This is a genomic window from Pseudomonas sp. Pseu.R1, from assembly GCF_045764065.1.
GTDB lineage: Bacteria > Pseudomonadota > Gammaproteobacteria > Pseudomonadales > Pseudomonadaceae > Aquipseudomonas.
Window position 1 is genome coordinate 768,762 of the sequence record NZ_JBJGEE020000001.1, and the last position, 26,933, is coordinate 795,694.

At 55.3% G+C, this 26,933-nt stretch carries 27 protein-coding genes and 1 pseudogene; 8 read left to right on the top strand and 20 right to left on the bottom strand.

What is annotated here, in order from left to right:
• Nucleotides 1–42 precede the first annotated feature (42 nt).
• The 9 genes and pseudogenes from ACI5GA_RS03615 to ACI5GA_RS03655 all read right to left on the bottom strand — a co-directional run bounded on the left by ACI5GA_RS03615 (nt 43) and on the right by ACI5GA_RS03655 (nt 8,237).
• A complete protein-coding gene (locus tag ACI5GA_RS03615) occupies nt 43–411 on the bottom strand; it encodes a response regulator (protein ID WP_421421755.1) in 369 nt (122 codons plus the stop codon).
• Nucleotides 412–482: 71 nt separating this feature from the next.
• On the bottom strand, nt 483–1,871 hold the full coding sequence (locus tag ACI5GA_RS03620; protein WP_421421756.1) for an RAD55 family ATPase: 1,389 nt from the start codon (nt 1,869–1,871) through the stop codon (nt 483–485).
• A gap of 357 nt (nt 1,872–2,228) precedes the next feature.
• Nucleotides 2,229–2,723, bottom strand: coding sequence for a DUF1543 domain-containing protein (locus tag ACI5GA_RS03625; protein WP_421421758.1), 495 nt, complete (start codon nt 2,721–2,723; stop codon nt 2,229–2,231).
• Between the two features lie 26 nt (nt 2,724–2,749).
• Nucleotides 2,750–3,142 (bottom strand): VOC family protein, encoded by a 393-nt coding sequence (locus tag ACI5GA_RS03630; protein WP_421421760.1) that lies wholly within the window; start codon nt 3,140–3,142, stop codon nt 2,750–2,752.
• Nucleotides 3,143–3,173: 31 nt separating this feature from the next.
• Nucleotides 3,174–5,282 (bottom strand): PAS domain-containing protein, encoded by a 2,109-nt coding sequence (locus tag ACI5GA_RS03635; RefSeq protein WP_421421762.1) that lies wholly within the window; start codon nt 5,280–5,282, stop codon nt 3,174–3,176.
• A gap of 241 nt (nt 5,283–5,523) precedes the next feature.
• A pseudogene (locus ACI5GA_RS03640) lies at nt 5,524–5,625 on the bottom strand (NAD(P)-dependent oxidoreductase); the annotation flags it as partial.
• Nucleotides 5,626–5,798: 173 nt separating this feature from the next.
• Entirely contained in the window at nt 5,799–6,176 is a 378-nt protein-coding gene (locus tag ACI5GA_RS03645; RefSeq protein WP_421421764.1) for a termination factor Rho, read from the bottom strand.
• A gap of 212 nt (nt 6,177–6,388) precedes the next feature.
• A complete protein-coding gene (locus tag ACI5GA_RS03650; RefSeq protein ID WP_421421766.1) occupies nt 6,389–6,760 on the bottom strand; it encodes a helix-turn-helix transcriptional regulator in 372 nt (123 codons plus the stop codon).
• Nucleotides 6,761–7,148: 388 nt separating this feature from the next.
• On the bottom strand, nt 7,149–8,237 hold the full coding sequence (locus ACI5GA_RS03655; RefSeq protein WP_421421767.1) for an L-dopachrome tautomerase-related protein: 1,089 nt from the start codon (nt 8,235–8,237) through the stop codon (nt 7,149–7,151).
• A 44-nt stretch (nt 8,238–8,281) separates the two neighbouring features.
• On the opposite strand from ACI5GA_RS03655, the gene ACI5GA_RS03660 reads away from it, so the two are divergent.
• Nucleotides 8,282–9,262 (top strand): LysR family transcriptional regulator, encoded by a 981-nt coding sequence (locus ACI5GA_RS03660; protein WP_404632658.1) that lies wholly within the window; start codon nt 8,282–8,284, stop codon nt 9,260–9,262.
• 53 nt (nt 9,263–9,315) lie between these two features.
• On the opposite strand, the gene ACI5GA_RS03665 is transcribed toward ACI5GA_RS03660, so the two are convergent.
• The 4 genes from ACI5GA_RS03665 to ACI5GA_RS03680 all read right to left on the bottom strand — a co-directional run bounded on the left by ACI5GA_RS03665 (nt 9,316) and on the right by ACI5GA_RS03680 (nt 13,121).
• Nucleotides 9,316–9,807 (bottom strand): cupin domain-containing protein, encoded by a 492-nt coding sequence (locus tag ACI5GA_RS03665; protein WP_421421769.1) that lies wholly within the window; start codon nt 9,805–9,807, stop codon nt 9,316–9,318.
• 262 nt (nt 9,808–10,069) lie between these two features.
• Complete coding sequence (locus ACI5GA_RS03670) at nt 10,070–11,197, bottom strand: MFS transporter (protein WP_421421771.1); 1,128 nt, start codon at nt 11,195–11,197, stop codon at nt 10,070–10,072.
• A 126-nt stretch (nt 11,198–11,323) separates the two neighbouring features.
• Complete coding sequence (locus ACI5GA_RS03675; protein ID WP_421421772.1) at nt 11,324–12,184, bottom strand: N-acyl homoserine lactonase family protein; 861 nt, start codon at nt 12,182–12,184, stop codon at nt 11,324–11,326.
• A 223-nt stretch (nt 12,185–12,407) separates the two neighbouring features.
• Nucleotides 12,408–13,121, bottom strand: a complete 714-nt coding sequence (locus ACI5GA_RS03680) for a TetR/AcrR family transcriptional regulator (protein ID WP_404632666.1) — start codon at nt 13,119–13,121, stop codon at nt 12,408–12,410.
• 63 nt (nt 13,122–13,184) lie between these two features.
• Here ACI5GA_RS03680 and ACI5GA_RS03685 point away from each other — a divergent pair, with 63 nt between their 5' ends.
• Nucleotides 13,185–14,165, top strand: a complete 981-nt coding sequence (locus tag ACI5GA_RS03685; RefSeq protein WP_421421774.1) for a LysR family transcriptional regulator — start codon at nt 13,185–13,187, stop codon at nt 14,163–14,165.
• Between the two features lie 70 nt (nt 14,166–14,235).
• Here the strand turns inward: ACI5GA_RS03685 and ACI5GA_RS03690 are convergent, their stop codons facing one another.
• A complete protein-coding gene (locus ACI5GA_RS03690; protein ID WP_421421776.1) occupies nt 14,236–14,730 on the bottom strand; it encodes an Lrp/AsnC family transcriptional regulator in 495 nt (164 codons plus the stop codon).
• Between the two features lie 135 nt (nt 14,731–14,865).
• Here ACI5GA_RS03690 and ACI5GA_RS03695 point away from each other — a divergent pair, with 135 nt between their 5' ends.
• Complete coding sequence (locus ACI5GA_RS03695) at nt 14,866–15,846, top strand: DMT family transporter (RefSeq protein ID WP_421421778.1); 981 nt, start codon at nt 14,866–14,868, stop codon at nt 15,844–15,846.
• 160 nt (nt 15,847–16,006) lie between these two features.
• Here the strand turns inward: ACI5GA_RS03695 and ACI5GA_RS03700 are convergent, their stop codons facing one another.
• From ACI5GA_RS03700 to ACI5GA_RS03710, 3 genes are all read right to left on the bottom strand, one after another.
• Nucleotides 16,007–16,867, bottom strand: a complete 861-nt coding sequence (locus tag ACI5GA_RS03700; protein ID WP_421421779.1) for an alpha/beta fold hydrolase — start codon at nt 16,865–16,867, stop codon at nt 16,007–16,009.
• A gap of 152 nt (nt 16,868–17,019) precedes the next feature.
• Nucleotides 17,020–17,841 carry an alpha/beta fold hydrolase gene (locus tag ACI5GA_RS03705; RefSeq protein WP_421421781.1) on the bottom strand — a complete coding sequence of 274 codons (822 nt, stop codon included), beginning with the start codon at nt 17,839–17,841 and terminating at the stop codon, nt 17,020–17,022.
• A 40-nt stretch (nt 17,842–17,881) separates the two neighbouring features.
• A complete protein-coding gene (locus tag ACI5GA_RS03710; RefSeq protein ID WP_404632678.1) occupies nt 17,882–18,418 on the bottom strand; it encodes a carboxymuconolactone decarboxylase family protein in 537 nt (178 codons plus the stop codon).
• Nucleotides 18,419–18,860: 442 nt separating this feature from the next.
• On the opposite strand from ACI5GA_RS03710, the gene ACI5GA_RS03715 reads away from it, so the two are divergent.
• From ACI5GA_RS03715 to ACI5GA_RS03730, 4 genes are all read left to right on the top strand, one after another.
• Nucleotides 18,861–19,868, top strand: coding sequence for a zinc-binding alcohol dehydrogenase family protein (locus ACI5GA_RS03715; RefSeq protein WP_421421782.1), 1,008 nt, complete (start codon nt 18,861–18,863; stop codon nt 19,866–19,868).
• A gap of 58 nt (nt 19,869–19,926) precedes the next feature.
• The gene (locus ACI5GA_RS03720) at nt 19,927–21,108 is read left to right on the top strand and encodes an L-dopachrome tautomerase-related protein (RefSeq protein ID WP_421425432.1); all 1,182 of its coding nucleotides are present in this window, start codon (nt 19,927–19,929) and stop codon (nt 21,106–21,108) included.
• A gap of 13 nt (nt 21,109–21,121) precedes the next feature.
• Nucleotides 21,122–21,898 (top strand): glycine betaine ABC transporter substrate-binding protein, encoded by a 777-nt coding sequence (locus ACI5GA_RS03725; RefSeq protein WP_421421784.1) that lies wholly within the window; start codon nt 21,122–21,124, stop codon nt 21,896–21,898.
• A 358-nt stretch (nt 21,899–22,256) separates the two neighbouring features.
• The gene (locus tag ACI5GA_RS03730; protein ID WP_421421786.1) at nt 22,257–23,870 is read left to right on the top strand and encodes a PAS domain-containing sensor histidine kinase; all 1,614 of its coding nucleotides are present in this window, start codon (nt 22,257–22,259) and stop codon (nt 23,868–23,870) included.
• Nucleotides 23,871–23,886: 16 nt separating this feature from the next.
• On the opposite strand, the gene ACI5GA_RS03735 is transcribed toward ACI5GA_RS03730, so the two are convergent.
• Complete coding sequence (locus ACI5GA_RS03735; RefSeq protein ID WP_421421788.1) at nt 23,887–24,528, bottom strand: response regulator transcription factor; 642 nt, start codon at nt 24,526–24,528, stop codon at nt 23,887–23,889.
• A 78-nt stretch (nt 24,529–24,606) separates the two neighbouring features.
• On the bottom strand, nt 24,607–25,368 hold the full coding sequence (locus tag ACI5GA_RS03740; protein ID WP_404632688.1) for an SDR family oxidoreductase: 762 nt from the start codon (nt 25,366–25,368) through the stop codon (nt 24,607–24,609).
• Nucleotides 25,369–25,738: 370 nt separating this feature from the next.
• Here ACI5GA_RS03740 and ACI5GA_RS03745 point away from each other — a divergent pair, with 370 nt between their 5' ends.
• On the top strand, nt 25,739–26,056 hold the full coding sequence (locus ACI5GA_RS03745; protein ID WP_421421790.1) for a putative quinol monooxygenase: 318 nt from the start codon (nt 25,739–25,741) through the stop codon (nt 26,054–26,056).
• Between the two features lie 6 nt (nt 26,057–26,062).
• On the opposite strand, the gene ACI5GA_RS03750 is transcribed toward ACI5GA_RS03745, so the two are convergent.
• Nucleotides 26,063–26,896, bottom strand: coding sequence for an SDR family oxidoreductase (locus tag ACI5GA_RS03750; RefSeq protein WP_404632692.1), 834 nt, complete (start codon nt 26,894–26,896; stop codon nt 26,063–26,065).
• Nucleotides 26,897–26,933 lie beyond the last annotated feature (37 nt).

Here is a 26,933-nt window from a genome sequence, read left to right on the forward strand (position 1 = left end):
TTTGGCTGGACTGGAAAACCCGCACATGCCCCTACGAATAGCTCATGCCCCTTCATTATCGATCGCGGCCGTCACCTGCTGGATGACGAGCGATGTGTCGAAGGGTTTAATGAATACGGCAATAAACAGATCTGGGCGCACGGCGCCGAGATGAGCTTGCGCTCCGCTCACCAGCACTAGCGGTGTGTCTTTGAAACGAGGTCTGGATTTGACCGCCTCGGCAAACTCGATTCCCGTCATACCCGGCATCATGAAGTCGGTGATGATCATGTCCGGTCTTTCCCTGTCCAGAATCTCCAGCGCTTTGATCGCACTCGCCGCCGTCACGGTCTGAAATCCCTCATCTTCCAACGCGAAGCTCAAGATATCCGCAATCAGATATTCATCATCGACGATCATGACTGTTTTCATTCTTCACCCGCACCTTCTGGCACCGACGAAGACCATGATGAGCACTCGCCCCGATGTCTCTGCAGCATGTTCTAGACCCTTCTCAACTCTATCCCCGTACCAGACATCACCACCTGCAAGATTGAGGGATCGAACGCGCTGTCCCTGACTTTCAGAATGGTGAGCTGTCTGTGGAGTTCAGCGCCTTTGCGTGCAAATTCGACGAGCAGCAAGTTATCGACTGTGCTGGACAGTTCAGGCGTTGAGTAATCGGCCATCGAGCTCATAAATTGGTGAAGCTCATACGTTGCCAATACAGTCACTCCACGAGATCGGAGCTGCTCCAGCAAGGCCACAAGCACGCCTCTCACCCGTGCCGGGTCTGCTGAAACTCTCTCGAACCCGCTGAGACTGTCGATAAAAACGCGTCTGACATTGTCACGATCCACAACCTGGAGCAGTTCATAGCAAACTTGATCGATAAGCCCAGTGCTGGTGGACCGCCACATGATTTGCAGTGCACCCTTTTCCATCAGCCTGGGATACCCCAGTGCCAGCGCATCTGCCTTGCTTCTCACGCGCTGAGGAGATTCATGGAAGCCAAAATGCAGACCCGGCTCATCGGGCGTGCTGGCAGAAAGGAACTGAAGGCCAAGAGATGTCTTGCCGACGCCCGAAGGCCCAAGAACCAAGGTGATGGACGACTTCACCAGTCCATCTCCCAAGCTTTTATCCAGGGAAGAGATGCCACTGGTGACCCGCGCTGGTGAACTGTCTTCTGCGATGCGCAATGCAGGGAGAAGACTTTCCAAACGAGGATAAATCACGAGCCCGTGCTCGTTGATTTCGAACTCGTGTGAGCCAGAAATCGCTCCGCTGCCACGGGTTTTGCGTAGTTGAAGGCGACGCACGGAAGTAGCTCCGGTGCTCTCTTCGCCCATTTGGATCACGCCATCCACCATGGTGTGCTCGGGGCTTCCCTCGTCTATCTGAGAACTGGTCAGAAACAGCACTGTGCATCCCGCAAACGCCGCATGCCCTTGCAAGGCGGAGATGAATTTTTTGGTATCGATGGGAGATTCGGCTTTTGATCGAGCATTCAGCAATCCGTCCAGTATCAGGAGCGTCGACTGCTGCCGACTGATTTCACGGCGCAGTAGCTTGACGACCTCGTCAAGTCCATCGGTCTCCAGAGTATCGAAGGCGCTGACAAATTGAATACTGCTCCCGACCTGCGCCTTGTCGAAAAAGGTCAGCGTGGATAAAAACTGGAACAGGCGATCATGTGGCTCGGCCAATAAAGACGCAAAAAGCATTCTCCCCCCACGCTTTACGTGGTTGAAGCCAATCTGGTTAGCCAGGATGGTTTTGCCTGACCCAGGCCGTCCCTGAATGATGTACGACGCACCGGAGACCAGCCCGCCCTTGAGCAACGTGTCAAGGCCAGGGACACCCGTTTCTAGGCGTTCAAGCTGTTTCACGTATCAGTCCTCTTGAGACCTCACAAGAATTCGCACGAGCCCTCAACCTTAAGCCTCTGACTGTTCGAAGGCTCGAGGGCCTCGGTCATCGACATAGATTCACTCGCACTCAATTCTGAGACCCGTATCAATCGGGACGATTCCCTACGAATCCTCGGCAGGTGCGATTAGGTCTATGTAGACCTCTCCGTTCGAGTTTCTGAATTCACCCGTCAACGTAAGGGGCCGTAACAGGCAGAAGCCATCTCGCGGCTGTAAACGCCAATCGCGGTGTGCTCTCAAGCGTGCGTATTCATGCTCTGATTCAAACCCTCGAGCGCCCAGGGGGTTGAAAGGAGGGCCTGCCCTCAGCCAAGACTAGGGAAGAACAATGTAATCGTTACGCTGAACTATCCCAGCATGTGGCCCTTCCACCAAATGCACGTACCGCCCACTGACGTCATCAACAGGCAAGCAGTCGTCCATATCCATCACGGCATCGGTGTGTGCTTGAGTCCAATGAGACAGTGCCTGCCGCTTCCCTTTTGTCATGGCCTCTCGCTTGTCCTTGGCCACCACTAAAAGGTAGTGATGCGCTTCGCCAAAGGTCTGTGACGCGTAGCCACCCAGGTTTATGAAATACAACCGAGGTGAACCAGGGGATGGAGCTAATGGACTGAGTTCCACACGCCAATTTTCAACGCCATCGACGGCCATCCACGAGTCGATATGAACGCCCTTGGGACTGCCAAACCAGCCATCACGAAGCTGCGGGTAGGCTTGCTCCAGTGAATCAGCGACAACGAAAACGACGTCGTGAACTTCTATCTTCGCCCGAGGATGTTTGCCACCCAGCATCACCACAAAAAGCATTCAACGCCCATCCGTAACCACGTCTGTCACTCGTTAAAAAACACCGCGATCTTGTTACCGGTCGGATCTCTCAGGTACGCAACATAGAAGTTGGACGTGTAGGCGGCTCGGGTTCCAGGAGCGCCTTCGTCCACTCCTGCCTGCGCCAGGCCGGCAGCATAAATCGCGTCTACCTCGGTCCGTGACCGAGCCCGGAACGCCGGCATCATCCCATTGCCCGCAGTGGCTGGTCCACCGTCGAAAGGGCGGCCGACATGCACCGTCCCTGGGCCATTCAATCGGTCGACCGTATCTGGGAGCGAGTAGCTACAGACCCCCTCGGAGTAGTCCTTTTCATACCCCAGCGGCAGAAGAATTGAATCGTAGAACGCCACGGATGCATCGACATCGTTTGCTCCGATCCACAGATAACTGAGCATGGTCGCCTCCAGGGATATTGTCAGGGATACATCATGAGACTCGCTCCGCGTAGCTAGATTCAGCAGTCGCGCCGACCTGGTTGAGCAACTCATTGATCTTGGACGCCAACGCCTCCAGGGCAAACGGCTTGACCAGGATTGCTGTGGCAGAGCTTGACGCCGTTGGATCACCTGCTGGGGGCTGGGCATACCCCGTCATGAACAAAACAGGAAGCTCGGGGCGACACACCCTTCCTTCACCAGCCATCTGACGCCCGTCGAGTCCTCCAGGAAGGCCAATATCTGTCACCAGCAAGTCTATGCGTGCATCTGATCGCAAGAGCTGGAGGCCGGCTTGGCTATCCGCTGCTTCGATAACCCTGTAGCCCATACTGCTTAACGCTTCGCTGACAAACAGCCGAACTGTGCGCTCATCATCAACCACCAACACCGTCTGCCCAGCGCCAATCATCGTGATCTGAGAACCCGGTTCTCTGATCGCCCCGCAACTGATCTCAGTTGGATGGTAAGGCAGTTGCAGACTGACACATGTGCCAGTTCCAACCACCGAGGCAATGCTGATATGTCCGCCGGATTGCTTCGCAAAACCGTAGACCATGGATAAGCCAAGCCCTGAGCCCGATCCTACCGGCTTGGTCGTGAAAAATGGCTCGAAAGCCCTCGATAAGGCCTCAGAGCTCATGCCTGTACCATTGTCGGAGACGGTGATAGTCAGATAGGTACCTGGCGACAGCTCATGGTCTGATTCAGCGCCCTCCGCCATCGTTTGATTATCGGTTCGAATCAAGATTTGCCCCCCGGCCGGGAGGGCATCTCTCGAATTGATACAGAGATTGAGTAAGGAGTTTTCTACCTGTGCCTGGTCGACCAGACAGGTGCTGAATTCTGCATTGAGCTCAACTTTCAACTCGACAGTGGGCCCCACTGTTCGACGGATCAACTCCTCCATATCCGCAATCAGGAGATGCACGTCAGTAAGGACTGGGAGCAAGGTTTGACGGCGCGAGAAGGCCAAGAGCCTGTGGGTCAACGCAGCGGCGCGCTGCGCGGCACCGTATCCCACTGAAACGTATCGCTCGACATCGGCTATGCGCCCCTGACTCAATCGCAATTTGATCAAATCGAGGCTGCCAAGAACGCCGGCAAGCAGGTTATTGAAGTCGTGCGCGATTCCTCCGGTCAATTGCCCAATGGCTTCCATCTTCTGAGCTTGGCGGAGTGCAGCTTCAGCTGCCTCGCGTTCGGCTACTGCCGCCGCGATACGCGCTTCCAGCGTTCTATTGAGCTCTTTGATCTCGGTTTCAGCTTTCTTTCTAGCGCTCACATCTATGGATGAGCCGATCAGGCCAATGACCTCACCCGAGTCGTTAAAAAAAGGAGCTTTGGCGGACAACCAAGTGGTTTCCGATCCATCCGGCATGTCCACCCGCTCCTCGACCTGTTCGGCCACACCAGCGCGCATGATGCGTTGATCCGTCTCCATCACTTGAAGGGCCTGTACCTTATCCTCCAGAAATTCCAGATCTGTTTTGCCGATGTAGAACTCTGGCGGCTTACCAATCAGCTCGGTGGCGCCGTGATTGGCGATCAACATTCGCCCTTCGAGATCTTTGGCGTAAACAACACCGGGGACAGCCGCTGTGAAAGTGCGCAACAAGGCGGACATTCTGTCCCGTTCGGCTTCCGCGGCCTTGCGAGACTCTATATTCATCAGCACGCCTGGGAAGCGAATGGCTTGCCCCTGTGCATTCAACTGGGCCCGCCCATTGGCCTCGACCCACCTGTAGCAGCCGTCATCCTGACGAACACGGTACTCGCAACGAAACGCACCGCCACGCGCCATGGCGGACTCGATGTCCGATGCAAGTCGATCAACGTCTTCAGGATGGATGGAAGAGAACGCATCTGCGATGGGAATGCCGGATCTGCACCGATCTGCCGGCAGGCCGAAAGCGCGGGAGAATCGATCATCGGCTGTCACTCGGTCGTTAGGGATATCCCAAACCCAGGTGCCGATGATTGCACCCGCATCCAGTGCGAGCTGCAGCCGCTCAGAAATGTCGGCTTGACTATCATCCGCTTGAGGCAAGTGAGGAGAAGCCGCCGCTGTGAGAACTGCTGTGGGCTTGTCCTGATCCATTTACAACCTCGGTAAATTATTTGGCGATCACCCTCGAGAACACGTAACGAAGCGATCACAAGCAGGCATGGGCGATGTGTGTTACGCAGTGGAACGCTCCCATGCAGAGAATTCAATGGTGAGCAGGTGCCAGCAAGTATGACCGGTTCTCCATCCAGCGCCATTTCGAGGATTTGGAGCTTTAGGAGTTCACTCATAAGTAGGCCTTTCCCGACTTTTGGGCGACACCGTTGTAACCAGCTCAAAAGCTCCCCTCGTCAGAAGCGAGCAATACATAGATTGGGGCAACTTCCACAGGCTGACCCGTGCGGCCCAACGGCGTGTTTTCTCCAAAGTGTTTCACGCCTCAAGGGAGCTCCTGCTCATCGCCGCTGCTCATATGAGTATTCAGATCCGCAGCGCCGATAATCTTGCTCATGGCTCACTTCCTTCAGGTAGCACGAGCGTCTCAACCACCCAGCCAGCGTTGCAAGCGCCGTTGCCCGGCCCTTTGAAGCGTTTGCGCTGATCAGAGGGTTATTTCGTCCGGAGCGCTTTGATCAACTCAGCCTTGGTCATTTTCGAGCGTCCAGAAATATTGCGAGATCGCGCCTCTGTCATGAGACTCGATTTACTCTGACCTTCAAGTGATGACTTGGAATTGCGGTCATGTCCACTCCGCGTTTGCGCAGCCCTCTTGCCCGAGTCAGACTTGGCTTGGGCCTTCGCAGAGGCAGTTGTTGCCTTACCTGAACCGCCGCCTTTCTCACCTCCACCCGACTGCTTGTTTACGGTGGCCCAGGCACGGGCCTTCGCTTCACCTTTGGGCGTGCCCCTATCCTCGTAGCTTTCTTCAATATGTTCCGCTTTTCGTTTCTGCTCCGCGGTGTACTTATCTTTGCTTCCACGTGGCATGGCTGATACCTCCGGGTCAAAAATCGAGGGTGCACGCTCGCACCTATGTGAGTAAGGAAGTCGATTGTGGAAGAAAGTTCAGCGAGGCAGGACGAGTCAACGGTGGTTCATGGATTTGCGCTCACCATGTCTGACTTAGTGCGGTGCGTCGAAGACCGCATACGATGAGGCGAAATGGCCAACTCGCCGCACGTTGCACAAACCCATGGAGATCATGTGTGATCTGACTGACGACCGTTCTGAAGCTGCCACCGTTTCGGACTTATACCCCTGAGCGCTCTAAACACGCGCGTGAAATACGACTGATCTGAGAAGCCACATTCCTGCGCTATATGACAAATCGAGATGTTTCGTTGCGTTAACAACGCCTCAGCCTTGGAAATCTGCTCTTGGCGGAGCCAGATATGGGGTGGCACTCCAGTCGTATTCTTGAACGCTCGGGAGAAATGACTTCTTGAAATAGCACATTCGCGGGCCACCATTTCTATAGAGCAGCTGTGGGCCATATGATCGAGCATAAGGGCTTTCGCTCTTTCAACTTTCCACGCGGGCAGGCTTTCGGGAGTTCGTTTCATTCGGCCCATGGTCTGCCCCCTGAAAACGCGTCCAGTTCCTTGCCAACTGGTCTTTCAGCAGCTCCCGCCAACGTGGTCGTAGAGGCGTAGGTCGCCGCTACGAGCAACAAAAGCGTTACCCATTCGCGTGTTTTTCTCATGACATAGTCCTGCATCGGTTGGTAGCTGATAGTCACGTGCAGATAGCAGGCAGTTGAGCTGGACAGTCAGAATGTTCGCTCATGATGGTTTCGCAACGGTTAAGTGACCATCGTCGGTTGGGATATGGGTGTTACACCTTGGTATGAAGCGGTGGTCTTGGGATGGGTGAAACCCTGTCGCAAAACACGCCCGCCAATTGCTTTCCCGCGTCCGAAGAAAGCCAGTTCCTCATTAGGACGCGGGAAGGTGCGTTGCGCTATTGATCGAGATTGAATCGATACACTCGCAGCGGCCATTGCACGCGGGAGACCCCTTCATTGAACAGAGCCACGCGATCAACCTGTGCAGCTGGGAGATACAGACGCCCCTCCCGGTCGAAGGTTGGCGCGTCGACCCAGTGCAGGCTGGGATCCGACACGATTGTTTCGATCTTCCCGGACGTACGAATCCGCTTGACCGTATCAGTCGCAAGATCACTGAAATAGAAGTTGCCTTGCTTGTCCAGCGCGGTTCCCCCAACAGGTGGCAAATCACGCCAGAACTCGATCTTCTCGGCCAGCACCGCTGGTGACAGCTTCGGGTCGTTCAGCCAGCGGGTTTCGATCCGGTACCAAGGGCCTTCCAACGCGGCGAAGTACAACCACTTGCCGTCGTGGCTAGTCTCCAAGGGGTCAGAGTTGACACGCAACGCTTTGCCATTCGGCGCCCTGACAACCTTTCCGCTCAGCACGATATCGCGGTCTGCTGGGGCTTTGACCGCAGGGCTGGTATCGAGGACTCTACGCATGCTGTCGTTCTTCAGATCAAGAACGATGATTCCGGGCACCCCGGCGTCAGTGAGATAAGCGTGGTCACCGCTGAAGCGGATGTCATCGATGTAGCTGCCATCCCTTATGACATCAGAATTGAACGTAATGACCTTGGTCGTTTTGCCTGTGTGCAAGTCGACCACCACCAACTTGGCTGCACCTGGGATGACGTGGCCACCAAAGTCCGACACGCCTGCATCCACAATCCACATTTGCCCTTGATCGTCTCTGTGCAGGGCGTTCACGTTGACGAAGCGTTCTGATACCGGAATGGAGTTGTCGGTGCTGTTCCAGCGTGCGTCTGGAAACGCCTGGGGCCGTCGATTGGCATCCAGTCGGGAAACTGATGGCCCCTTCATGCCTGTCCATCTCGGACCCGCCACATAGACGTTATCAGCGTCATCGACCGCGACGGCATTCCATATTGCGTCATGGGTTTGCGCCACGACCTCCAGCGGTCTTTCGGCGGCCTGAGCCAATCCTGCGCAAGCCGTCAAGGCAAGGGCATGCAGCCACTTTTTTTGCTTCATATGCATTGCATTTCGCTCCGGTCAAAAAAGACGAGGCAATGATCATCTGCATGAGATACGCTGAAAATCGCCCATTTAAACGAATCAATTTCAGCGCTATGAAGAAAATTGTCCGGCTGGATGATCTCCAGGTTTTCGTCACCACTGTCAAACTCGGTAGCTTCTCCGCTGCTGCACGCCTACTGGATACCTCGCCCGCGTTTGCCAGCGCAGCGATTCAGCGTCTTGAAGCCAGTTTGGGCGTTCGGTTGTTCGTGCGCTCTACGCGGCGTCTACGTGTTTCAGATGATGGCGAGCGGTATCTGCCGCATGCTCAAGCTGCAATCAACGCTATGGAGAGCGGAGAAATGGCGCTTGATGAAGGTCGTGGAAACATCTCCGGACCTATTCGCCTGTCCATGCCTTCCGACCTTGGGCGCAATGTCCTTCTGCCTTGGCTCAATGAGTTTCAGAACGAACACCCGGACATCCAGCTGCAATTGCGCATCAGCGATCAGGTTGCGGATTTTTTCACTGATCAGATCGACGTAAGTATTCGCTACGGTCAGTTGGCGGACTCAAGCCTGATTGCATTGCCCTTGGCTCCTCTGAACACACGAACAGTGTGCGCTTCGCCAACCTACATCACTCGATTTGGCAAACCGGAGACCTTGGAAGATCTGGCCCGCCACAACTGTCTTCGATTCGTGATGAGTGAGCAAACGTATGAACGCTGGACGTTCCATACACGCGAAGGCGTCAAGACCGTTGCGGTGACCGGGGACAGGATTAGCGACGATGCGGACATCGTGCGTCGCTGGGGAGTGGAAGGTGCTGGCATCCTCTACAAGTCAAGAATCGACGTCAGCGCGGACCTGAAAGCGGGTAATCTCGTGGAGCTGTTTCCTCAAGATGTAGGTCAACCCGCACCGCTGCAGATGGTGTGCGCCCATCGCAACTTCCTGACGCCTGCAATACACAAGCTGCGAACTTTCTTGGCGATGAAATGCGACGACATGTTGATGGCACCATCGCCAGACGCCGCCCCTTAGTTTTTCGCAGCACCTCACGTCCTTGTGAGGATCAAGTAGCAGGTGCGGGACTATCAGGATGCGGGTTTGATGTAGCTCGCGGTACCATCGATCCAGTCTTGACGCTGGGGCGTGAAGATATCGATATCGATGGTGCCATCTTCCAGCGAATGGAATTCATGCGGGACGTTTGGAGGGAAAACGATGACTTGGCCAGCTTTTACGACAAACCGTTTGCCTTGAGAAAGTACTTCGACCGAGCCAGCAGTAATCCAGGTAATCTGCTCATTGACATGATGATGAAGCGGCACGACTGCGCCTTTAGCAAATACCCACTTGGCCATGGTGCTCTGACCATTGTGAATGGTCTGGCGGGTAATACCGGTCCCCATCTGCTCGACCGGTATCTGATTGAAGTCGTAGAGGTCGGGAAGTGTATGGCGGAACGGCGAAATCGTAGCCTGCTCGCCCTTACCAGAGGCATTGGTGACGGGGGATTCAGCCGCGACTGATGCGCCGCTTGCCAGCATTACGCAGGCGAAAAGAGGGAGGATAAATGCTTTCATGGAAGACCTCGTTCAGAGTTGAATGACCTTCAGTATCCCTACCGGTCTGCGTCGTCAGAAAGCGGTCTATCCCCTTAACTCTTTCTCTGAAACCCTGAAAATGAAACCTCGTTCTTAGCGGTGCGCTCCCAGGAGTGAACAGCGAAATGGCCCTTCCGATGCCCGTTCGCCTCAGGCCTCACGCGTTCTCAGCAGCCCCAGCATTGCGAGAACAGCCAGCCCCATGATCACCACCCCAAAGACCTGCGCGGTCACTACGATGTCAGCGCCATTTGCCACTTCGTAGCCCGCTGCGATTGCTGGAACACCCATTCCCAAATAGCAGCAGAGGAAGGAAACCGACAGCACACCTGCCAGTTCCGCCGGGCGAGCGAGCGCCACGACCAGGCGAATGCCCCCCCTGAAATCCCGCTCCGAATCCGGCGCCCGCCATGGCGATGCCCAGAAAGAAAAACAGCAGCGAATGGAGGTGCAGCGATACCAATACGGACACCATCCCCATCAATAGCCCGAGACTCCCTGCCCAAGCAAAGGTGCGGGCACTGCGCATGCGCATCGCCAAAATTGCGGCGACGCCACTCCCAGAAAATGCGGCCAACGCCAAGCCGCCAATGGCAGACGCCGGCAGCTCGAAGACGTGCTTGATCAGGCCTGGGCCCAACGATGCATAAAATCCTGCCACGGCCCATCCGGCGATGAAGACAGCTGATGCGATTAACATCGCAGAGCGCACCTGCGCAGGGACGCTGAACTGGGGGATCAGTGAGCGAATCGCTCCAGGTCGGGAGGGCTGAGTGTCCTTCAGCATGACCACGCCGATAAATTGAATGACCAGCACACCCGCGAGCACCGCAAAAACGGTATGGGTTGGAAAGGGAATGAATTGCACCATCACGCTCCCCAGCAGTGCGCCGATCGCACTTCCGCTCACGGGTGCGATGGCGTTCGCGATTGCGCCACGCTGGGCGTGAAGCTGGATCAGCCCCGCGCCCACAGCTGATACTGCAGCACCTGTGGACAACCCCTGAAGAACCCGTCCGGTGATCAAGTCACCCAGCCCATTTGCGGTTCCCAGCGAATACATGGCCACTAACTGCATCGCCGTCGTCACCAGTAAGACTGGGCGTCGGCCTATGTAATCCGAAACCCGGCCGAATACCAGTAGAGCTGCCAGGACCGACAGCGCGTAGACGCTGAAGATCAAGGTGATCGTAACCGCCGAAAAATGCCAGGCACTTTGGTATATGGGATAGATAGGAGTCGGAACGCTGGAGCCCGCGAGAAAGGACAGCGTGATGGACGCTAGCAACCAGAACCGCGTACGAGGAGACAGCCGCTGGTAGGAGTCTGAAGCGTCGGGAATGGAGCCATGCATCGAGACATCAGTCATGTCGAATTCAACTCGTCAAAATCCACTGATTAACAGGCATGCGCCAAAACCAAATATCGCCATGCCCACTGCGAAACGTACCGCTCGCCAAGAGCGAGCGGTTGCAGCAACAACCGCTGCCATTCCTCAAACCCCTTCGAGCAAGCTGTAGCTGGCAGCTTTGGTGACATCAGCCTTGGGATTAGAAATCGCATCGTGCATCAGCCCCACAACTTGACCGTTGCGGATTAAGGCAGGGACATCATGGCTGGGCAGCAAGAATTTGCTGTCGGCGAGCGCACGCTTGATGGCTTTCTTTTCTTCGAGCGTCGACATCGCACGGTTCGCTGTGATGGTCGGCTCGTGTGCGGCCTGATCGAGAATAGGATCAATCAGTTGATCTTGAAGGTTATAGGCAATATCGCCACAAATGTTGGCCATGCCTTCGTCTGTCTCGACGAGAATCGACAGTGACCCAGGGGTATGCCCCCCCGAGAGCCTGACAGCCACCCCTGGAATGACCTCTTCCTCGAAGGTGCCATCAACATCGAACAGGCGAATGGCGCCACGTGTGTGCAGGCGGTCGATCAGATGCTTGGTATCGGCGGCGGTATACATCAGCGGTCCCATGATGCCTGAAGCTGCAAACTCCAATTCACGACGGGAGATGCCGACCGTGGTCGCCATTGGGAAACGATCCGTCATGCCGACGTGATCGATGTGGGCATGGGTATGCAGGATGTGGCGTATGTCTTTCATCCGCAGACCATGCTGCGCAAGGTGATACTCCAGCGTCATCTCGGGTGTCACTTCGTAAGGCAAGCCGAACGCGGCGTACTGCTCGACACTGCGCGATCCAGTGTCCACCAGGATCGGCTCCTCACCGCCAGTGATCAGGAAACCCAGCACAGGAATCGTCACCTGCTCCCCCGGATTGCGGAACATCACCAAACCACTGGAATCGAGTTGCATGTTGCCAAGATTGATCGGATGAATTTTCAACGCCATGGTAGTTCTCCTGCTGATTGCCCTTGTCGAGGCAAGGCTTCGCCAGCGCCGAGCAAGCGAGCTCGGCGAGACCGTAGGTAGATTGAGGTGTCGGGGAAACCGGGGGCCTAGATTGTGCCCCCTAATCCAGTCGAATGACCGAACGTTTAGAACCGACCGGTTCAATATAGGTCAGTAGCAAGCCGTCAGCAAGATAAAAAACCGATCAGTTTGAAAATAATTGTCAGAGCAGTCGTACCGCCTGCATGAAGTGATCTACCGGGTCGACGGAGTCCGTGGTGTGCAGGTTGCTTTCGACACATACCCCTGAGAAGAACACCATGATGATGTCGGCAATGACCTCAGCAGACAGCTTCGTGTTCTCTGCGCGAACGTTCGCGGCTATTTCGGGCAGCAGGCGCCGGTGGCTGTCGATCAGCAGTTGTCTTATTTCATCAGACAGCGTGGAAAATTCACGCAGTGCATTGACCGAAAAGCAGCCAGTGCATCCGTTATCCTGTGGATCGCCAAGCCGCAAAAATCTCTCGATGTTCCCCCAGCCCAAGGGTTCAGCAGTCAGAATCTCAGGTGCGCCACGATGGTCGTAGTAATAGGCCAGCGCATTGAAGAATAGGTCTTGCTTGTCCAAGAACTCAGAGTAGAGGCCAGACTTATTGACTCCTGTAGCCTGCTCCAGGTGCTGTAGGGAGGTGCCTGCAAAGCCGTGTTTCCAGAACACTGGCAGAGCTTTCTCCAACACTGTTTCTCGACTGAATTTTCTAGGTCTGCCCATGGAATCTCTCGTCAGGCTGTACGCAGCAATAAATTTAATGAACCGATTGGTTTGATATGCTACTACGTCCGTTGTCTGGCGATCCAGCGTCCGCTTACAAAGAGGTGCGCGGCTGATTTTCTTCCTCAGACGGAAACTGTTAATCGAACGCGTGGTTTCGAGCACGAGCTCGTTAGGTCAAAATCGCGCGCTGACCGCGTACAGAACTTCTAGAAGAGATGCACCTCCATGATCCGACTCGACGACCTCGACATTTTCGTTAAGGCAGCCTCGCAGGACAGCTTCTCTGCCGTAGCTCGTAAACTCGATGTGCTTCCAGCTCAGGTCAGTGCTGCAATCAAGCGTCTGGAACGCGAGCTCGATATCCGGCTTTTTGCCCGCTCGACCAGAAGTCTGCGATTAACGGCCGAGGGCGAGTTTTATCTGCCGTATGCCCGGGAAGCGCTCCACGCCCTTTACGCGGGACAGGAAGGCGTGCGTAACGACGAACAACAACTTCAAGGAACGATCCAGATCGCCTGTCCATCGGATCTGGGACGCAACCTGCTGTTGCCCTGGTTGCTGGATTTTCGACAAAGCCACCCCGGCTTGAATCTGCGTCTTTCCGTATCCGACAAGGTCGCCGATGTCTATCGAGAGCCAGTCGACGTTGCAATACGCTACGGCACCTTGCAGGACGCCAACTTCGTTTGCCTACCATTGGTTCCAGACAATCGGCGCGTTCTTGCGGCTGCTCCGTCATACATCGCAAAAAATGGGCAGCCAAAAAACCCGGCGGAGTTGGCAAAGCACGCCTGCCTTCAGTTCGAGCTGAGTGGAAAGGTTTACGACCGATGGAGATTTCCGCTAGCGCAGGGGGATGTCTGGGTCAACGTTAACGGGCCAGTAGTGAGTGATGACGCCGACATCATCCGACGCTGCGCGCTTGCCGGACAGGGAATCATCTACAAGTCCTGGCTCGACATCAGTGCCGATGTCAAAAGCGGAGCGTTGGTTCTGTTGTCTACCGATTACGTGGGTGAAGGTTTTCCACTGAATTTCATTTGCCCCCACCGTAAACAGTTTTCCTTGGCCATCCGACAACTTTATCGGCGGGTAAGGGAGCATTGCATGACACTGGCTCATGAAATGCCGCAATTCACACACGAAAAAACACTGGCGCCGCCCCGTGCGGATATCAAAAGCGGCGTCGCGGTCATGCCGCTGTGAGAGCCTCAACATAAGAGCAAACACTCATGACTCCAGCCTGGAGGCCATGCTCAATGCCACAACCCGAGTCCTAACGCTTCTCGGCGAGTGTCATACCGTTGGGAGGAAGCGGGAGTGCAGTTTTGTACCTGACCTGCTTCAGCGCAAAGCTTGAGCGTATGTTGGCGACACCGGGGATCTTGCTGAGGTGCTCCAGAATGAAGCGTTCCAGATCTTGTATCGACGACACCAAAACCCGGATCAAATAGTCCGCATCTCCTGACATCAGATAGCACTCCATGACCTCGGGGCGCTCGGCGATGGCGGCCTCGAATCTCGCCAACACTTCTATCACTTGCTTCTCCAGGCTGACGTGGATGAAGACGTTCAAGTGCAGGCCCAAAGGGTCAGGATCCAGAAGCGTTACCTGCTGACGAATCAATCCTTTTTCCTGCATCGCCTTGACCCTGTTGAAACAGGGTGTGGGTGAAAGATTGACCGACCGAGCCAGTTCAGCGTTTGTGATGCGCGCATCATCCTGCAAAAGGTTGAGGATGTTGATATCGGTTCTATCCAGTCGATTCATGAGTCAAATTCTCTTCATAAAGCGGTATTTGAAGAATTTTTATATCGTTAACGAGACAAATGCAAAGAACTTCAGAGAAATTATCTGACGGTCGCAATTTAAAATGTCTCCATTCTTTATTTTGGGGATACGGCCATGGCAAATGCGAGCGATCACTGTACTGGCGAAGCAATAATTGAGCGGCCCAAAGCCTCTGGCCTGAGCCTGTTGTCAAACCGCTCCAAAGGGTTGGTGCTGTTGTTCATCGCGATCCTGATCTGGGGCGCGAATTGGCCAGTCATGAAGACCGGTCTTTCGCACATCACACCGATCTGGTTTTCCGCGACGCGCTTTGTTACCGGCGCAGCATGTCTTCTGGTTTTACAATTGCTCACGGGAACCCTGGCCCTTCCGAAGCGGCGGGACATACCATTGTTGTTGAGTGTTGGCTTACTGCAAATGCTTGGCTTTACCGTACTGGGCGCAATCGCCATGGCCGACATTCCAGCAGGTCGGTCCGCCGTCCTGGCGTATACCACACCACTGTGGGTGACCCCGGCTGCGGTTCTGTTCTTCAAGGAAAAATTGAGCCGCTCACAATTTGTGGGCACGGTTCTCGGCGTTCTCGGCGTTGCTACCCTGTTCAATCCCATGGCACTCGACTGGGGTAATCAGGCAATCATCAAAGCGAACCTGTTGTTGCTCGCGGCCTCATTGTGCTGGGCGATCTGCATCCTTCACCTGCGCTATTACAAAGGCACGTCAAGTGCCTACCAACTGGCGCCGTGGCAGATGTGTATAGCGTCGATTCCTCTGATCGTGCTTGCGCAAGTGACGGAAGGCCCCTTCACGGGAGATGGCTCTCGCTCGTTCTGGGAGGTCATTCTGTTCGTCGGCCCGCTTGCAACAGCATTCTGCTTCTGTGCCGTGAATGCAGCTAGCACATGGCTCTCAACGACCAGCATGTCTTCGGCCATGCTCGGTGTGCCCATCGTCGGCCTGCTGGTATCCGTAGTGACACTTGGCGAGCACTTGACGACATCGCTCACCCTTGGAGTTCTTGCGATTGCCGGCGGCATCATGTTCGTCAGCATGGGATCGAGAAAAAAAGCGGCCCCCGCGAATCCGTCCAACTGAACGGAGGTGATCAACATCGCGGAAGCCGGGAAATGTATCGAGGGAAACCTTCAGGATCTGTTTCTGGGATCGGCCACCTGCGTGGGATGCCCCAACCCCACGCAGGCGTAAACGCCTTGGCAAGTCGGACTCAGGGGCTTGCAGCGTCACACCGCAGGCTTCAATCCTGCGTTTCGGATGCGCTGACGAATGCCGCGATATGGCGGGCGGCTCCCTGCGGAAACTGCAGATGCGGCCCGTGCCCCGAGTCCGGGAATGTAACGATCTGCAGTGTTGGCAGTTGATCGTTGAGGGCGTACCAGTTCTCCACCGGGAACACGATGTCATGATCGGCGCCCAGGTGGAGAACAGGTGTTTTGGTCTGTTTCAACACCTGCAGTACCGCCTCCACCGGGAAGACCGGATTTTTTGGTCCCTCGCCCAACTGGACGCCGGCCCATGCATAAGGAACCTCAGGACTCTGATCGTCCCGATGGACGCTTAGGCGCTGCCATGAACGTTCAGCGGCAGCCCTGGCTGCTGCAGACGAGGGCTCGAAGAACAGGCTTACAAAATCCTCAAAATCGTTGTCCCGTTTGGCTATTTCATAGAACAGCGCCTCACCGGGCTTCACCAGATGGCCAGGCGGCGTGGTGCCGATCAATACGAGATGACTGAGCAACTGCGGCGCCTGCGCGAGCACGATCTGCGCGGCGACGCCACCTACCGACCAACCGCCAAGGATCACTTTTCCCAATCTGAGGACGGTGATTAGCTCGATGGCGTCCTTGGCCAGTGAAGCCGGGTTGTAGGTCCGCTCCCCAGTGGATTGGCCCAGGCCGCTGTAGTCGAAGACTGTTACCTGAAATCCCTGGCCAGCAAGGCTGTCGAGGAACAGCGGATCCCAGGAGTCCATAGTGCCGCGGAATCTTACGCACAAGACCAATGGCTTGCCGCTACCAAAGGTGCGATAAGCCAGGCGGCGATCACCCAGTTGAACGAATTGGGTTGCGGCATGAGTGCTCAACGAATGTTCAGTCATATTCGAGCATCCTTCTTGTTTATGGATTCAAGGAACCAGCCATCTTTCACGGAGCGCAACGTCCCTCTAACGCCGAGACATGCAGGGCGCAGGCTCGATGCAAGGCACTTCATGCGTGCCTTTACGACTCAGTGCATTTATCGATGGGATGCTCAGCCCCGTTTGGCCAGGGCGTAATGTGAGCTTCCCAAAAACTCGACCGCACTGCTGATGACGTGGGCGTCGGAGAGAATTCGCCGATGACCAAGTCCGGACGTCTCCATCAGCGTCGACCGGGTCCAGATGACGTGCAGTGCGTTCGATTGCGCCATCGGCACAACAGGGTCATCGACGTCGTGGATCAGCAGGCCTGGATGTTTGAGCCCCATGGACAGGGCTGGGAGATCAAGGGAGTGCAGGCTGGCGCCCATGAAGTCTTCTGCCCAAATGCAGAATGCCTCTGTCTCGCGGTCATTGAGTCCATGCGAGCGCGCGATGTCCAGGACGACAGCCGAGAGCGATGTCGGCCCGCAAATATGAACGCTGCGACGAACGATCAAGCCGTTGGCCAGCGCCCAGAGAGCGGCTGTCGACCCCGCTGAGTGAGCGATGAGTGCATGGATGCCTCCCAGATGCTCGGCCAGCTTTAGCACCACCCTCCCTGTATGAATGATGCTGGAGAACGTGCCACTGGAGTGACCGTGACCTGGGGCATCGAACAGTACGACCGAGTATCCCGCTGCCAGCAAGGGTTTCACATACCCCGCCAAGTGCGAGCCCCGGCTGCACCAGCCGTGCATCAGTAGAGCGATAGGGCCGCTGCCGAACATCCAGAAGGCAATGCGCTGTTCATCGACTTCCAGAAACGCTTGCCAACCCTTACTCAGAACGTTCATTTCCCTAAGAGACGCAGACACGCGCTCAGGCACCGCAAGCGCTCGGCAGACTTCTTCCATCTCGGGATTGGGCACTTGCAATTCGAGGGTTTGGCTCACGATCCAGCTCCTTTGAACGATGAAAGCGCGGGGTCACAGGTCAGTGAGGCTTTGGAAAATCCACCACTGTGTCGTTAATGCGATTGAAGACGTTGGTGAACGTGATCACCGAAATCGCCAGTCCGATGTGAACGATTTGCTCACCGTCATAGCCCGCAGCTTGCAAAGCCTGTACTTCGCTTTCCGGCAGCGTGCCAGGCTTGAGTGCCAGCACGCGTACGAAGCGCACCAGCGCATCACGCTTGGCGTCACCTGTTGCACTGCCCTTGCGCAACTGAGCAATCGCCTCCGGTGACAAACCGACCATCTTGCCGACCATGCTATGGGCGGCGACGCAGTAGTCACACCCAGCCAGTTCACTGATGACCAGCTTTACCGTTTCTTGATCGGGTTTGCTCAGAGGGCCGCCTGCCAACACCTTATCGGCTGCCAACATGGCTTTGAGGGCGCCGGGCGAAAGCGTGCCCAAAGTGGCGTAAGCATTCGGGACCTTGCCCACCGATTGCTTGATAGCTGCGAAAACTTCAGCGGTTGCCCCGCTGGCTTGGTCGGCCGAGATTGCGGTGAAACGAGCCATGAAGGGATCTCCTGTTTGGATATTGAACAGGGAGAACTTTATTGAATAAGACGCTTTGAAACACTCGTACCTGCGGAAGGGCAACCCTACGCTTTTGTATAGGTGCCTTTTGCGGGAGCCAAACGTAATGATGGTGTCGCCGAGTTGACCGGCTGAAAAGGAGGCTGGACAGGGTCCGGCGAAGAAATATCGAGAATGCTACTCACTGCCTGAGCCTGGTTACGCAGCCTACAGAGCATGCGCGAAGCAATGGCGCTGACGCTTCAGGGCCACCGGCTCATCCGACTTGTCTGTGGCTTGTCTTGACTGAATTGCACTAACGGGCATTTTCAGAAAAACGATGAAAGTGTTAGCGAGTTCCACCGGTTTTTCTCCGTCGATGCGAAGAACATCCTATGGCCACTACTGACATTTGCCCTCTACTGCTACGGAGTGCCACACCATGAAAGCCATCGCCTACACCCAGCAAGCGCTGCCTATCGAAGATCCCCGCTCTCTGATGGATATGGATTTGCCAAAACCAACCCCAGGACCGCGTGACCTGCTGGTCGAGGTGCAAGCCATCTCGGTCAATCCGGTAGATACCAAGGTTCGTGCACGTTCTGCTGCGACCGAGCCTAAAGTGCTGGGCTGGGACGCCGTCGGTATCGTTCGTGAAACCGGGAGCGAAGTCAGCCTGTTCAAAGCAGGTGATGCAGTGTTCTACGCTGGCTCCCTGGCGCGCCCAGGCAGCTACAGTGAGTTTCATGTGGTCGACGAGCGCATTGTCGGCCGTAAGCCCAAATCTCTGGACAATGCTCATGCCGCCGCATTACCGCTGACCTCTATCACCGCCTGGGAACTGCTGTTTGATCGTCTCGGAGTGGCGCAAGGAGGTGGCGAAGGAGAGAGCCTCCTTATCATCGGCGCAGGCGGCGGTGTGGGCTCAATCCTGGTGCAACTGGCTCGGCAATTGACCAAGCTTACTGTCATCGGCACCGCCTCCCGCGATCAGACCCGGGATTGGGTTAAAGGCTTGGGCGCGCACCACGTCATCGACCACAGCCAACCTCTGGTTGAGCAATTGGAGAAGATCGGCGTTGGCCAAGTCAGCCACGTCGCCAGCCTGACTCACACAGGTACCTACCTGCCTCAGATCGTAGAGGCACTGCGTCCTCAAGGCCAACTGGCAGTCATCGACGATCCGGATGGCCTAGATGTCATGCCGCTGAAGCGCAAATCGCTGTCGCTGCACTGGGAGCTGATGTTCACTCGCTCGCTCTACGAGACGCCGGACATGATTGAGCAGCATCATCTGCTCAACCGTGTTGCCGACCTGATCGACCAAGGCGTTCTGAAAACCACGCTGGGCGAGCATTTCGGCACCATCAATGCGCAAAACCTGCGCCGCGCTCATGCCCTGATCGAAAGCGGCAAGGCAACCGGCAAGATCGTTCTCGAAGGCTTCTAACTTTTTCCACATCATTCAACTGGCCTGCTTCGGCAGGCTGGGGAGCGCTTTCATGTCCATGAAAAACCACTTTTTCGGAACCACTCTCGCCATTGCCATATCGGCCGCGAGTCAGAACAGCTTCGCGGCTGAGACTCAGCCGCTGCCTGCCAATGCTCCTGCAGAGAAAACGGTTGGCCAACTGGAACAGGTGTTTACGTTCCGTGATGCGATGCCAACGGGTGTCACGGTCACCGAAACCGGTCGCATCTTTGTTAACTACCCGAAATGGGGTGACGACGTGCCGTTCACAGTCGGTGAAATCCGAGATGGCAAGGTTGTCGCTTATCCCGATGCGGCATTCAACAAAGAGGACGCAAAGAATCCAGCCAAAGGTTTGATCAGCGTTCAAAGTGTGGTTGCCGACGGCAAGGGTCGAGTCTGGCTGCTGGATACCGCAGCGCCTGGTTTCGCAGCCCCCAAACGGGGCGGTGCGAAGCTGGTCGCGGTCGACCTGGCGACCAACAAGATCGTCAAGACACTGGTGTTTCCGTCCAACGTGATTTTACCGACCACGTACGTCAACGACATGCGTTTCGACTTCCGTATCAGCAAGGAAGGGACGGTGTATGTCACTGACTCATCCGTGTCGGGCCCCGGCGCGATCATCGTGATGGACATTGCTAGCGGCAAGGCCGTCCGGAGACTGCACGGCGCTAAATCAACGTCCCCGGATCCTGACTTCATCCCTGTGGTGGAGGGGCAGCAGGCCTTGATCACTAAAGGCCCGGACGGCAAGGCAAAAACACTCACTGTGGCATCCGACGGCATTGCCCTGTCAGCCGACGGCAAGACACTGTATTTCTGCCCGCTCTCCAGCCGTCATCTGTATTCGGTTCCGACCGACCTGCTGCGTGACCCGAATGTCAGCGAAGCTCAGCTAGCCGCTGCCGTGAAGGACCTGGGTGAGAAAGGCGCGTCTGATGGACTTGAGGCTGACGCGAATGGCGCAGTGTACGCCGGCGATTACGAACACAATGGCATCCGCAAGCGCCTGGCTGACGGAACCTGGCAGACCATCGTCCACGATCCACGCGTCCTGTGGCCGGACACCCTGTCCATTGGACCGGACGGATATCTCTACTTCACCGCCAACCAACTCCAGCGCCAGGCTGGATTCCACGACGGGAAGGACCTGCGCGACAAGCCCTACAGCCTTTTGCGGGTGAAGATTGACGCCTCCCCTGCGCCAACTCATTGATCCGGAGTCGACCATGAAACCCACGATTCGTCTGGGCCATATTGATCTGAGCTTTCACGCCGCCAGCGCGGCCGTGGTGCAACGGATTCTGGAACGTCACGGGTACATCGTGACATCCAGCGCCTCGCCACACGAAAAAATGTTCCAGCGCTACGGCGCCGGTGAAGTAGATATGCTGGTCTCTGCCTGGTTACCCGCCAGCCATGGCGGCTATCTGGCTCCCTTTGCCGACGTAACTCGCAAGCTGGGTGTGCTGTATCAGCCTTACTGCATCTGGGGTGTGCCCGAGTATGTGCCAGTCGAACAGGTCGCCAGTGTCAGCGATCTGTTGCGTCCGGATGTTATCCCGCAGATGAGTTCCCTGATTCAGGGCATCAATCCTGGTGCCGGCATCAGTCGGTTCTCTCGGGCGATCATCGAGCAATATGGCTTGGACGTCGCTGGGTATCATTTCGAGAATGGCACTCAAGAGGAATGTTTCACGCGCTTCGAGAGCGCGGTGGAGCGTGGCGAATGGATTGTCGTGCCTTTGTGGCATCCGCAGTTCCTGCACCACAGATACGATATTCGTGCACTAGCAGAGCCTGAGGGTCTGTTAGGTGGTCAGGACGATGCCACGCTCATCGTGAAAGAGGACGTCGCGCAACAAATGCCCTCTGCGCTCCTGGACCAACTGACTCGCCTGACACTCGGAAATACTGTAGTCAGCGAGCTCGACTATCTGATTTGTCGTGAAGGCTTGTCACCATTAGAGGCAGCCGATCGTTGGCTCCTCCGGTGTTTTGAATAGATAGACAGGAACCGCTCTCATGGCGGCTACCCAATGTAGCCGCCGCTTTAACGCCCATCTTACCGAACAGCGCCCCCCTTCCCCACCTGTCCCTCCCCTGACTCGATGTTGGAAAAAATCAGCATATTCAGTCGTCGATTTTCATCCCGGCAGTGTAGGTGCTACACCGATTTGCATATGTTCTGCCGCTCATCTTTAGAAGATTATGGACTTGGATCAGAACTAAATCCGGACTCCATAGTGAGCTAAAAGTTGCTAACGCAGGCGACTGAAACGATTGAATTAGCACATCCATTCAAGACGGAATGTGCTGTCTCGCTTAGTTGCGTGGAGACCAAACAGAACCTAGGGGAGCACAATGACAAAGCCGATTACCCGCGCTGAAGCTGAAGTATTCGAGCTTTTTCATGAGTCGGTGTTTGTGAGGGACATGCAGGGGCAGATACATTTCTGGAACTCCGCCTCTGAGACCCTGTACGAGTGGTCTTCCCAACTCGCTGTCGGGAGCAATGCTCGTGCGCTACTGCAATGCCAAGGCACTGGTAGACCTGAAGCAGCGGATGCCAAACTGTTGGCCGATGGTCACTGGCGTGGAGAGTTATGTCGCACTACCGCATCCGGAGGGCGTCGAGATGTGAATGTCCGCTGGTCGCTGCGTCGCGATGCGTCAGGCGCCCCCGTAGGCATCATCGAAACGTCCCATGATATTTCTGCAGCGAAAGAAATTGAACGTCGACTGATTGATAGCGAGTACCGGTACCGCAATCTTTTCCAGGCGATGGCGGCGTCATTTTGGGAGCTGGATTTCACCAAGGTCGGCGCCAAATTGAGGGTACTGCTCGACTCAGGCGTCGAGGATCTGGAAACCTATTTTCAAGACCATCCCGAGGTTGTGCGAGAGTACTTGCGTGACACCCGAGTCATTGATCTGAATGACCACAGTGTGAGGCTCTTTGGTCGGGGCAATCGCGAGGAGATGCTGGGGTCCGTGGATCCGTACTGGCCCGACGCGAGCATTCAGGTTTATGCACGCTGCATCGTCAAATCGCTGGCGAGGCATCCAAACAATATCGAGGTCACCCGTCTCCAGACCCTGGATGGCCGAGAACTGGAGTGCCTGTTCACCGCCTGCTTTTCCAAAGAAAACATGGCTCGCGGGATTATTTTGATCGGCATCATCGACCTTTCTGAACAGGTCGCGGCACGTCAGGCTTTGGAGGTCATGCAAACCGAACTTGCTCATGCGGCGCGCATCAGCATCCTGGGTGAGCTGACAGCATCCATTACACACGAAATCAACCAGCCGCTCGGGGCAATTTCAGCTTACGCCGAAGCGGGGTTACGCTGGTTGAGACGCCCAGATCCCGATCTCAAAGAAGTGGAAATGGCGCTGCAATCGATCGTGAGTGAAGCTAAACGCACCGACGACGTGATTACTCGGGTTCGGAATATGGCAGTGAGAAGAGCTCCAGCCGAATGCGTGATTCCGATCAATGACGTCATCAGAGAGTCCCTCCAATTCACGCGTCATCAGCTCCAGAAACACCGAGTAAGGGTGGAGCTTGAGCTTGCTTCTTCACTTCCCGACATAAAAGCAGACCGGGTTCTGATTCAGCAGGTCATGGTGAACCTGGTGATGAATGCGGTGCAGGCTATGGCGCTCAAGGAAAATGCCGGACGTGAATTGTTCATTCAGACCACACATCTGCTTGACGGGAAGATAGCAGTCCACATTGTCGACAGCGGACCTGGGATATCTGAAGACCATTTGGAGAGGCTTTTTGAAAGCTTCTTCACCACCAAAGCGACAGGAATGGGAATGGGTCTGCCTATCTGTCGCTCAATCATCGAAGCCGCTGGTGGAGAGATCAAGCTGGCGAATCGCTCCGATGGTCAACAAGGCGCCGATATCGTGCTGACCTTGCCCGAGGCGACCGCTGATTGCCTGATGGGTGGGGGTAATTCCGTCTAGCGAGGACACGTGGCGGCTATTGCGGTGTGAGCAACTGAGAAACCCGCACCAAATCCGCCAGTGTGGTGACCCCCATTTTCCGCATGGTGTTCGCCCGATGCACCTTGACGGTTATCTCGCTGATGTTGAGATTGTTTGCGATTTGTTTGTTGAGCAAGCCGTCAACCACTCCCTCCATGACCTGCTTTTCTCTACTGGTCAGCCGACTGAAATGTTCGTGCAGACTTTGCAACTGTTCACGTTTTTCCAGGTCTTCCCGGTAGTGTGATACCGCTTTGGAGACCGAATCAAGAAAGTCCTGATGATTGAATGGCTTGGAGAAAAAATCCACAGCACCCGCTTTCATGGCCTTTACAGACATTGGCACGTCCCCATGCCCGGTCATGAAGATAATAGGCAAACACATACCCAACGCCGTCATTTGCGTTTGTACCTCTAACCCACTATGGCCTTGCAGCCGGACGTCAAGAATCATGCAGTGGGCTGCCCTTGCCTGCGGATGTGCCAGCATATCCAAAGGATTTGAGAACTCTTGAACTGTGTGACCGACCGATCTGAGAAGGCTACTGACAGCGCCTCGAAACACGTGATCGTCGTCAACCACTAAAATTGTAGATGCTGAGTCAGATGAACGAAGTCGGAAAGAAGCGTGGTTCATTCTCTATTCCCTTCCAGAGAAGCCATAAAAACATGCCAAGCACTTGGCTTGGCATGAGGGATAAGACTATTTACTGATTCAACCTACCGGGATCGGGTTGTCGACCAGCGACTGGTTGAAACCGTGAATGACCGCGTGCTCATTTGAACCTGGGTTGTCGCGGAATGGGCGGATAGCCTCTACGATCACTTCAGGAATATCCGTCGCCAGGCCAGCCATGGTTTCTTCGATAAACGCATCCAGCGGCATAGCTCGTGGATCATCACCTTTGTGGATCAGGTCAGTGTTAACCCATGGTGGCGCAATTTCCTGGACTGTCACGGACGTGTCACGCAGCGCGAAACGCTGAGACAGCGAATATGAGTGCAACGCCGCTTTTGTGGCCGAATAGACGGCATTGCCCGCCAGCGGTACAAAAGCCAGAACCGACGTGTTGTTGATGATGACTGAACGAGGCTGGGATTTCAGGTGTTCGATCAGAGCCGAAGTCAGTCGGATCGGGCCGAACAGATTGGTGGTGACCGTGCCCAGCATTGTTTCTTCGTCGATCTGCGCGGCCGGCTCATCAAAAGGCATGATGCCCGCGTTATTGATCAACACGTTCAGTGTTGGATAGCGTGCGATCAGTTGCTGCGCGACATCATGGATGCTGGAGGGGTCGTTGATATCCAGTTCGATCGCGTCCATTCCCGGGTTCGCTGCAGTCACTTCATCCAGCAATGCTTTGCGACGGCCAGCAATAATGACCTTGTTACCCAACTTGTGAAAAGCTTCAGCCAAGCCACGACCGATACCCGAGCCGCCACCTGTGATGAAAATGGTGTTATCCGTAATCTGCATAATCAATAGCCTCAAGCATTTTTAGAAAGTTGAAATAAGCACAGTGCTACTTACGCACTTTGGCTAGCTAGACATCACTTCGTTAATCGCATGGGTGTATCCCTGGAATCTGGACTATTCATCCCTGAGGGTCAACTTATACTATCGTTTAGGTCTGCTATCTGCGGAGCCGTTTAGCCTAGCGAAGCTGGCAGCTGAATCGTTTATCCCCTCAGTTTCAAGCAGATAGTAATCTTGTTATCGAGGACAGATAACCCTATGCGGCGCATAAACACCTTCCTCACAAAAGTGAAAATCGCCGTATTGACAATACAGTAGGTGATGAATGAAATTGAAGTCACTCAGCCCTCCCACTTCACAGGCAATTTTCATGAAAAATGATGCCCGCGCTACAGCGCTGCTTTATCTGGTTGCTACATTAAAGGCGACAAAAGGAAATGAAGAGAAATTACAGGTTGATTTGCAAGCATTGGTCCCACCCTCAAGAGCAGAGGCAGGCTGCATCAAATACGACCTGCATGTAGACACAGCCCAACCCGCACTTTTTCTCGTGTATGAGATCTGGCGAGACCAGCAAGCTCTTGATCAACACGCCTCTTCAAACCATTTCCAGACATTCCTCAAAACGGCTGAGCCTTTTTTAGCCGCTCCCTTAGAGGTGAGGGTGCTGGATCGAATCGACGTTTAACGAATCTCAATCCACCGCGTCCGTGAAGGGTGCTGTGGATCGTTGAGATTCCAGATCCGCCAAGCGCTCGGAGAGCTGTTGATGCATCGCGGCGAACGCATCGCTGCCGAGCACCAAGCGCTTAGGCGCAGGCGTTTGGCTCACGCTGTCGATCATGTGTGCAACCATTTTGCCCGTGTCGCCCGGAGGTATGGCTGTACCTGCCTCGATCATCTTGCGCGCCATGCTTGCCGGTGAAATATCATAAGAAGGCAACCTGTCCCCGATTTTCGAGCTCGCGTAGCGGAAGTCAGTACGTGCGCCTCCCGGCTCGACCAGCGTGCAGCCGATGTTGAACACCGCAACCTCACGACTCAGCGCATCGATGAAGCCTTCGATACCCCATTTCGACGCGTGATAGAGCGCTGCGCCAGGAAAGGCAGCTTGACCACCCATGGTGGAGAGCTGAAGGATTCGGCCACCGCCAGCTTGCCGAAAATGAGGTAGAACTGAGCGTACGAACTGAATAGAGCCCAAGAGGTTGGTGTTGATCTGATGGATGACCTGTTCGTCGCTCGCTTCTTCGGCGGCTCCGAATAAGCCGTATCCCGCATTACTAACGGCCACATCAATCTTGCCCATGTGAGCAAACGCACGGTCCACTACACCGCGGATAGCTGCAATCTCATCGATATTCAGTTGCTCCACCCAGAGCTGGCCAGGGTAGCGGTCCAGAAGGTCCTGGACGTTGGAAAGTACGCGAACTGTACCCGCGACGCGATCGCCGCACGCCAGTAGCTGCTCAGTCATGCGGCGGCCGAAGCCACTGCTGATACCCGTGATAAGCCATGTGCGGTGCATTTCAGATCCTTACTGATGTTGGGGATATGTGTATGCT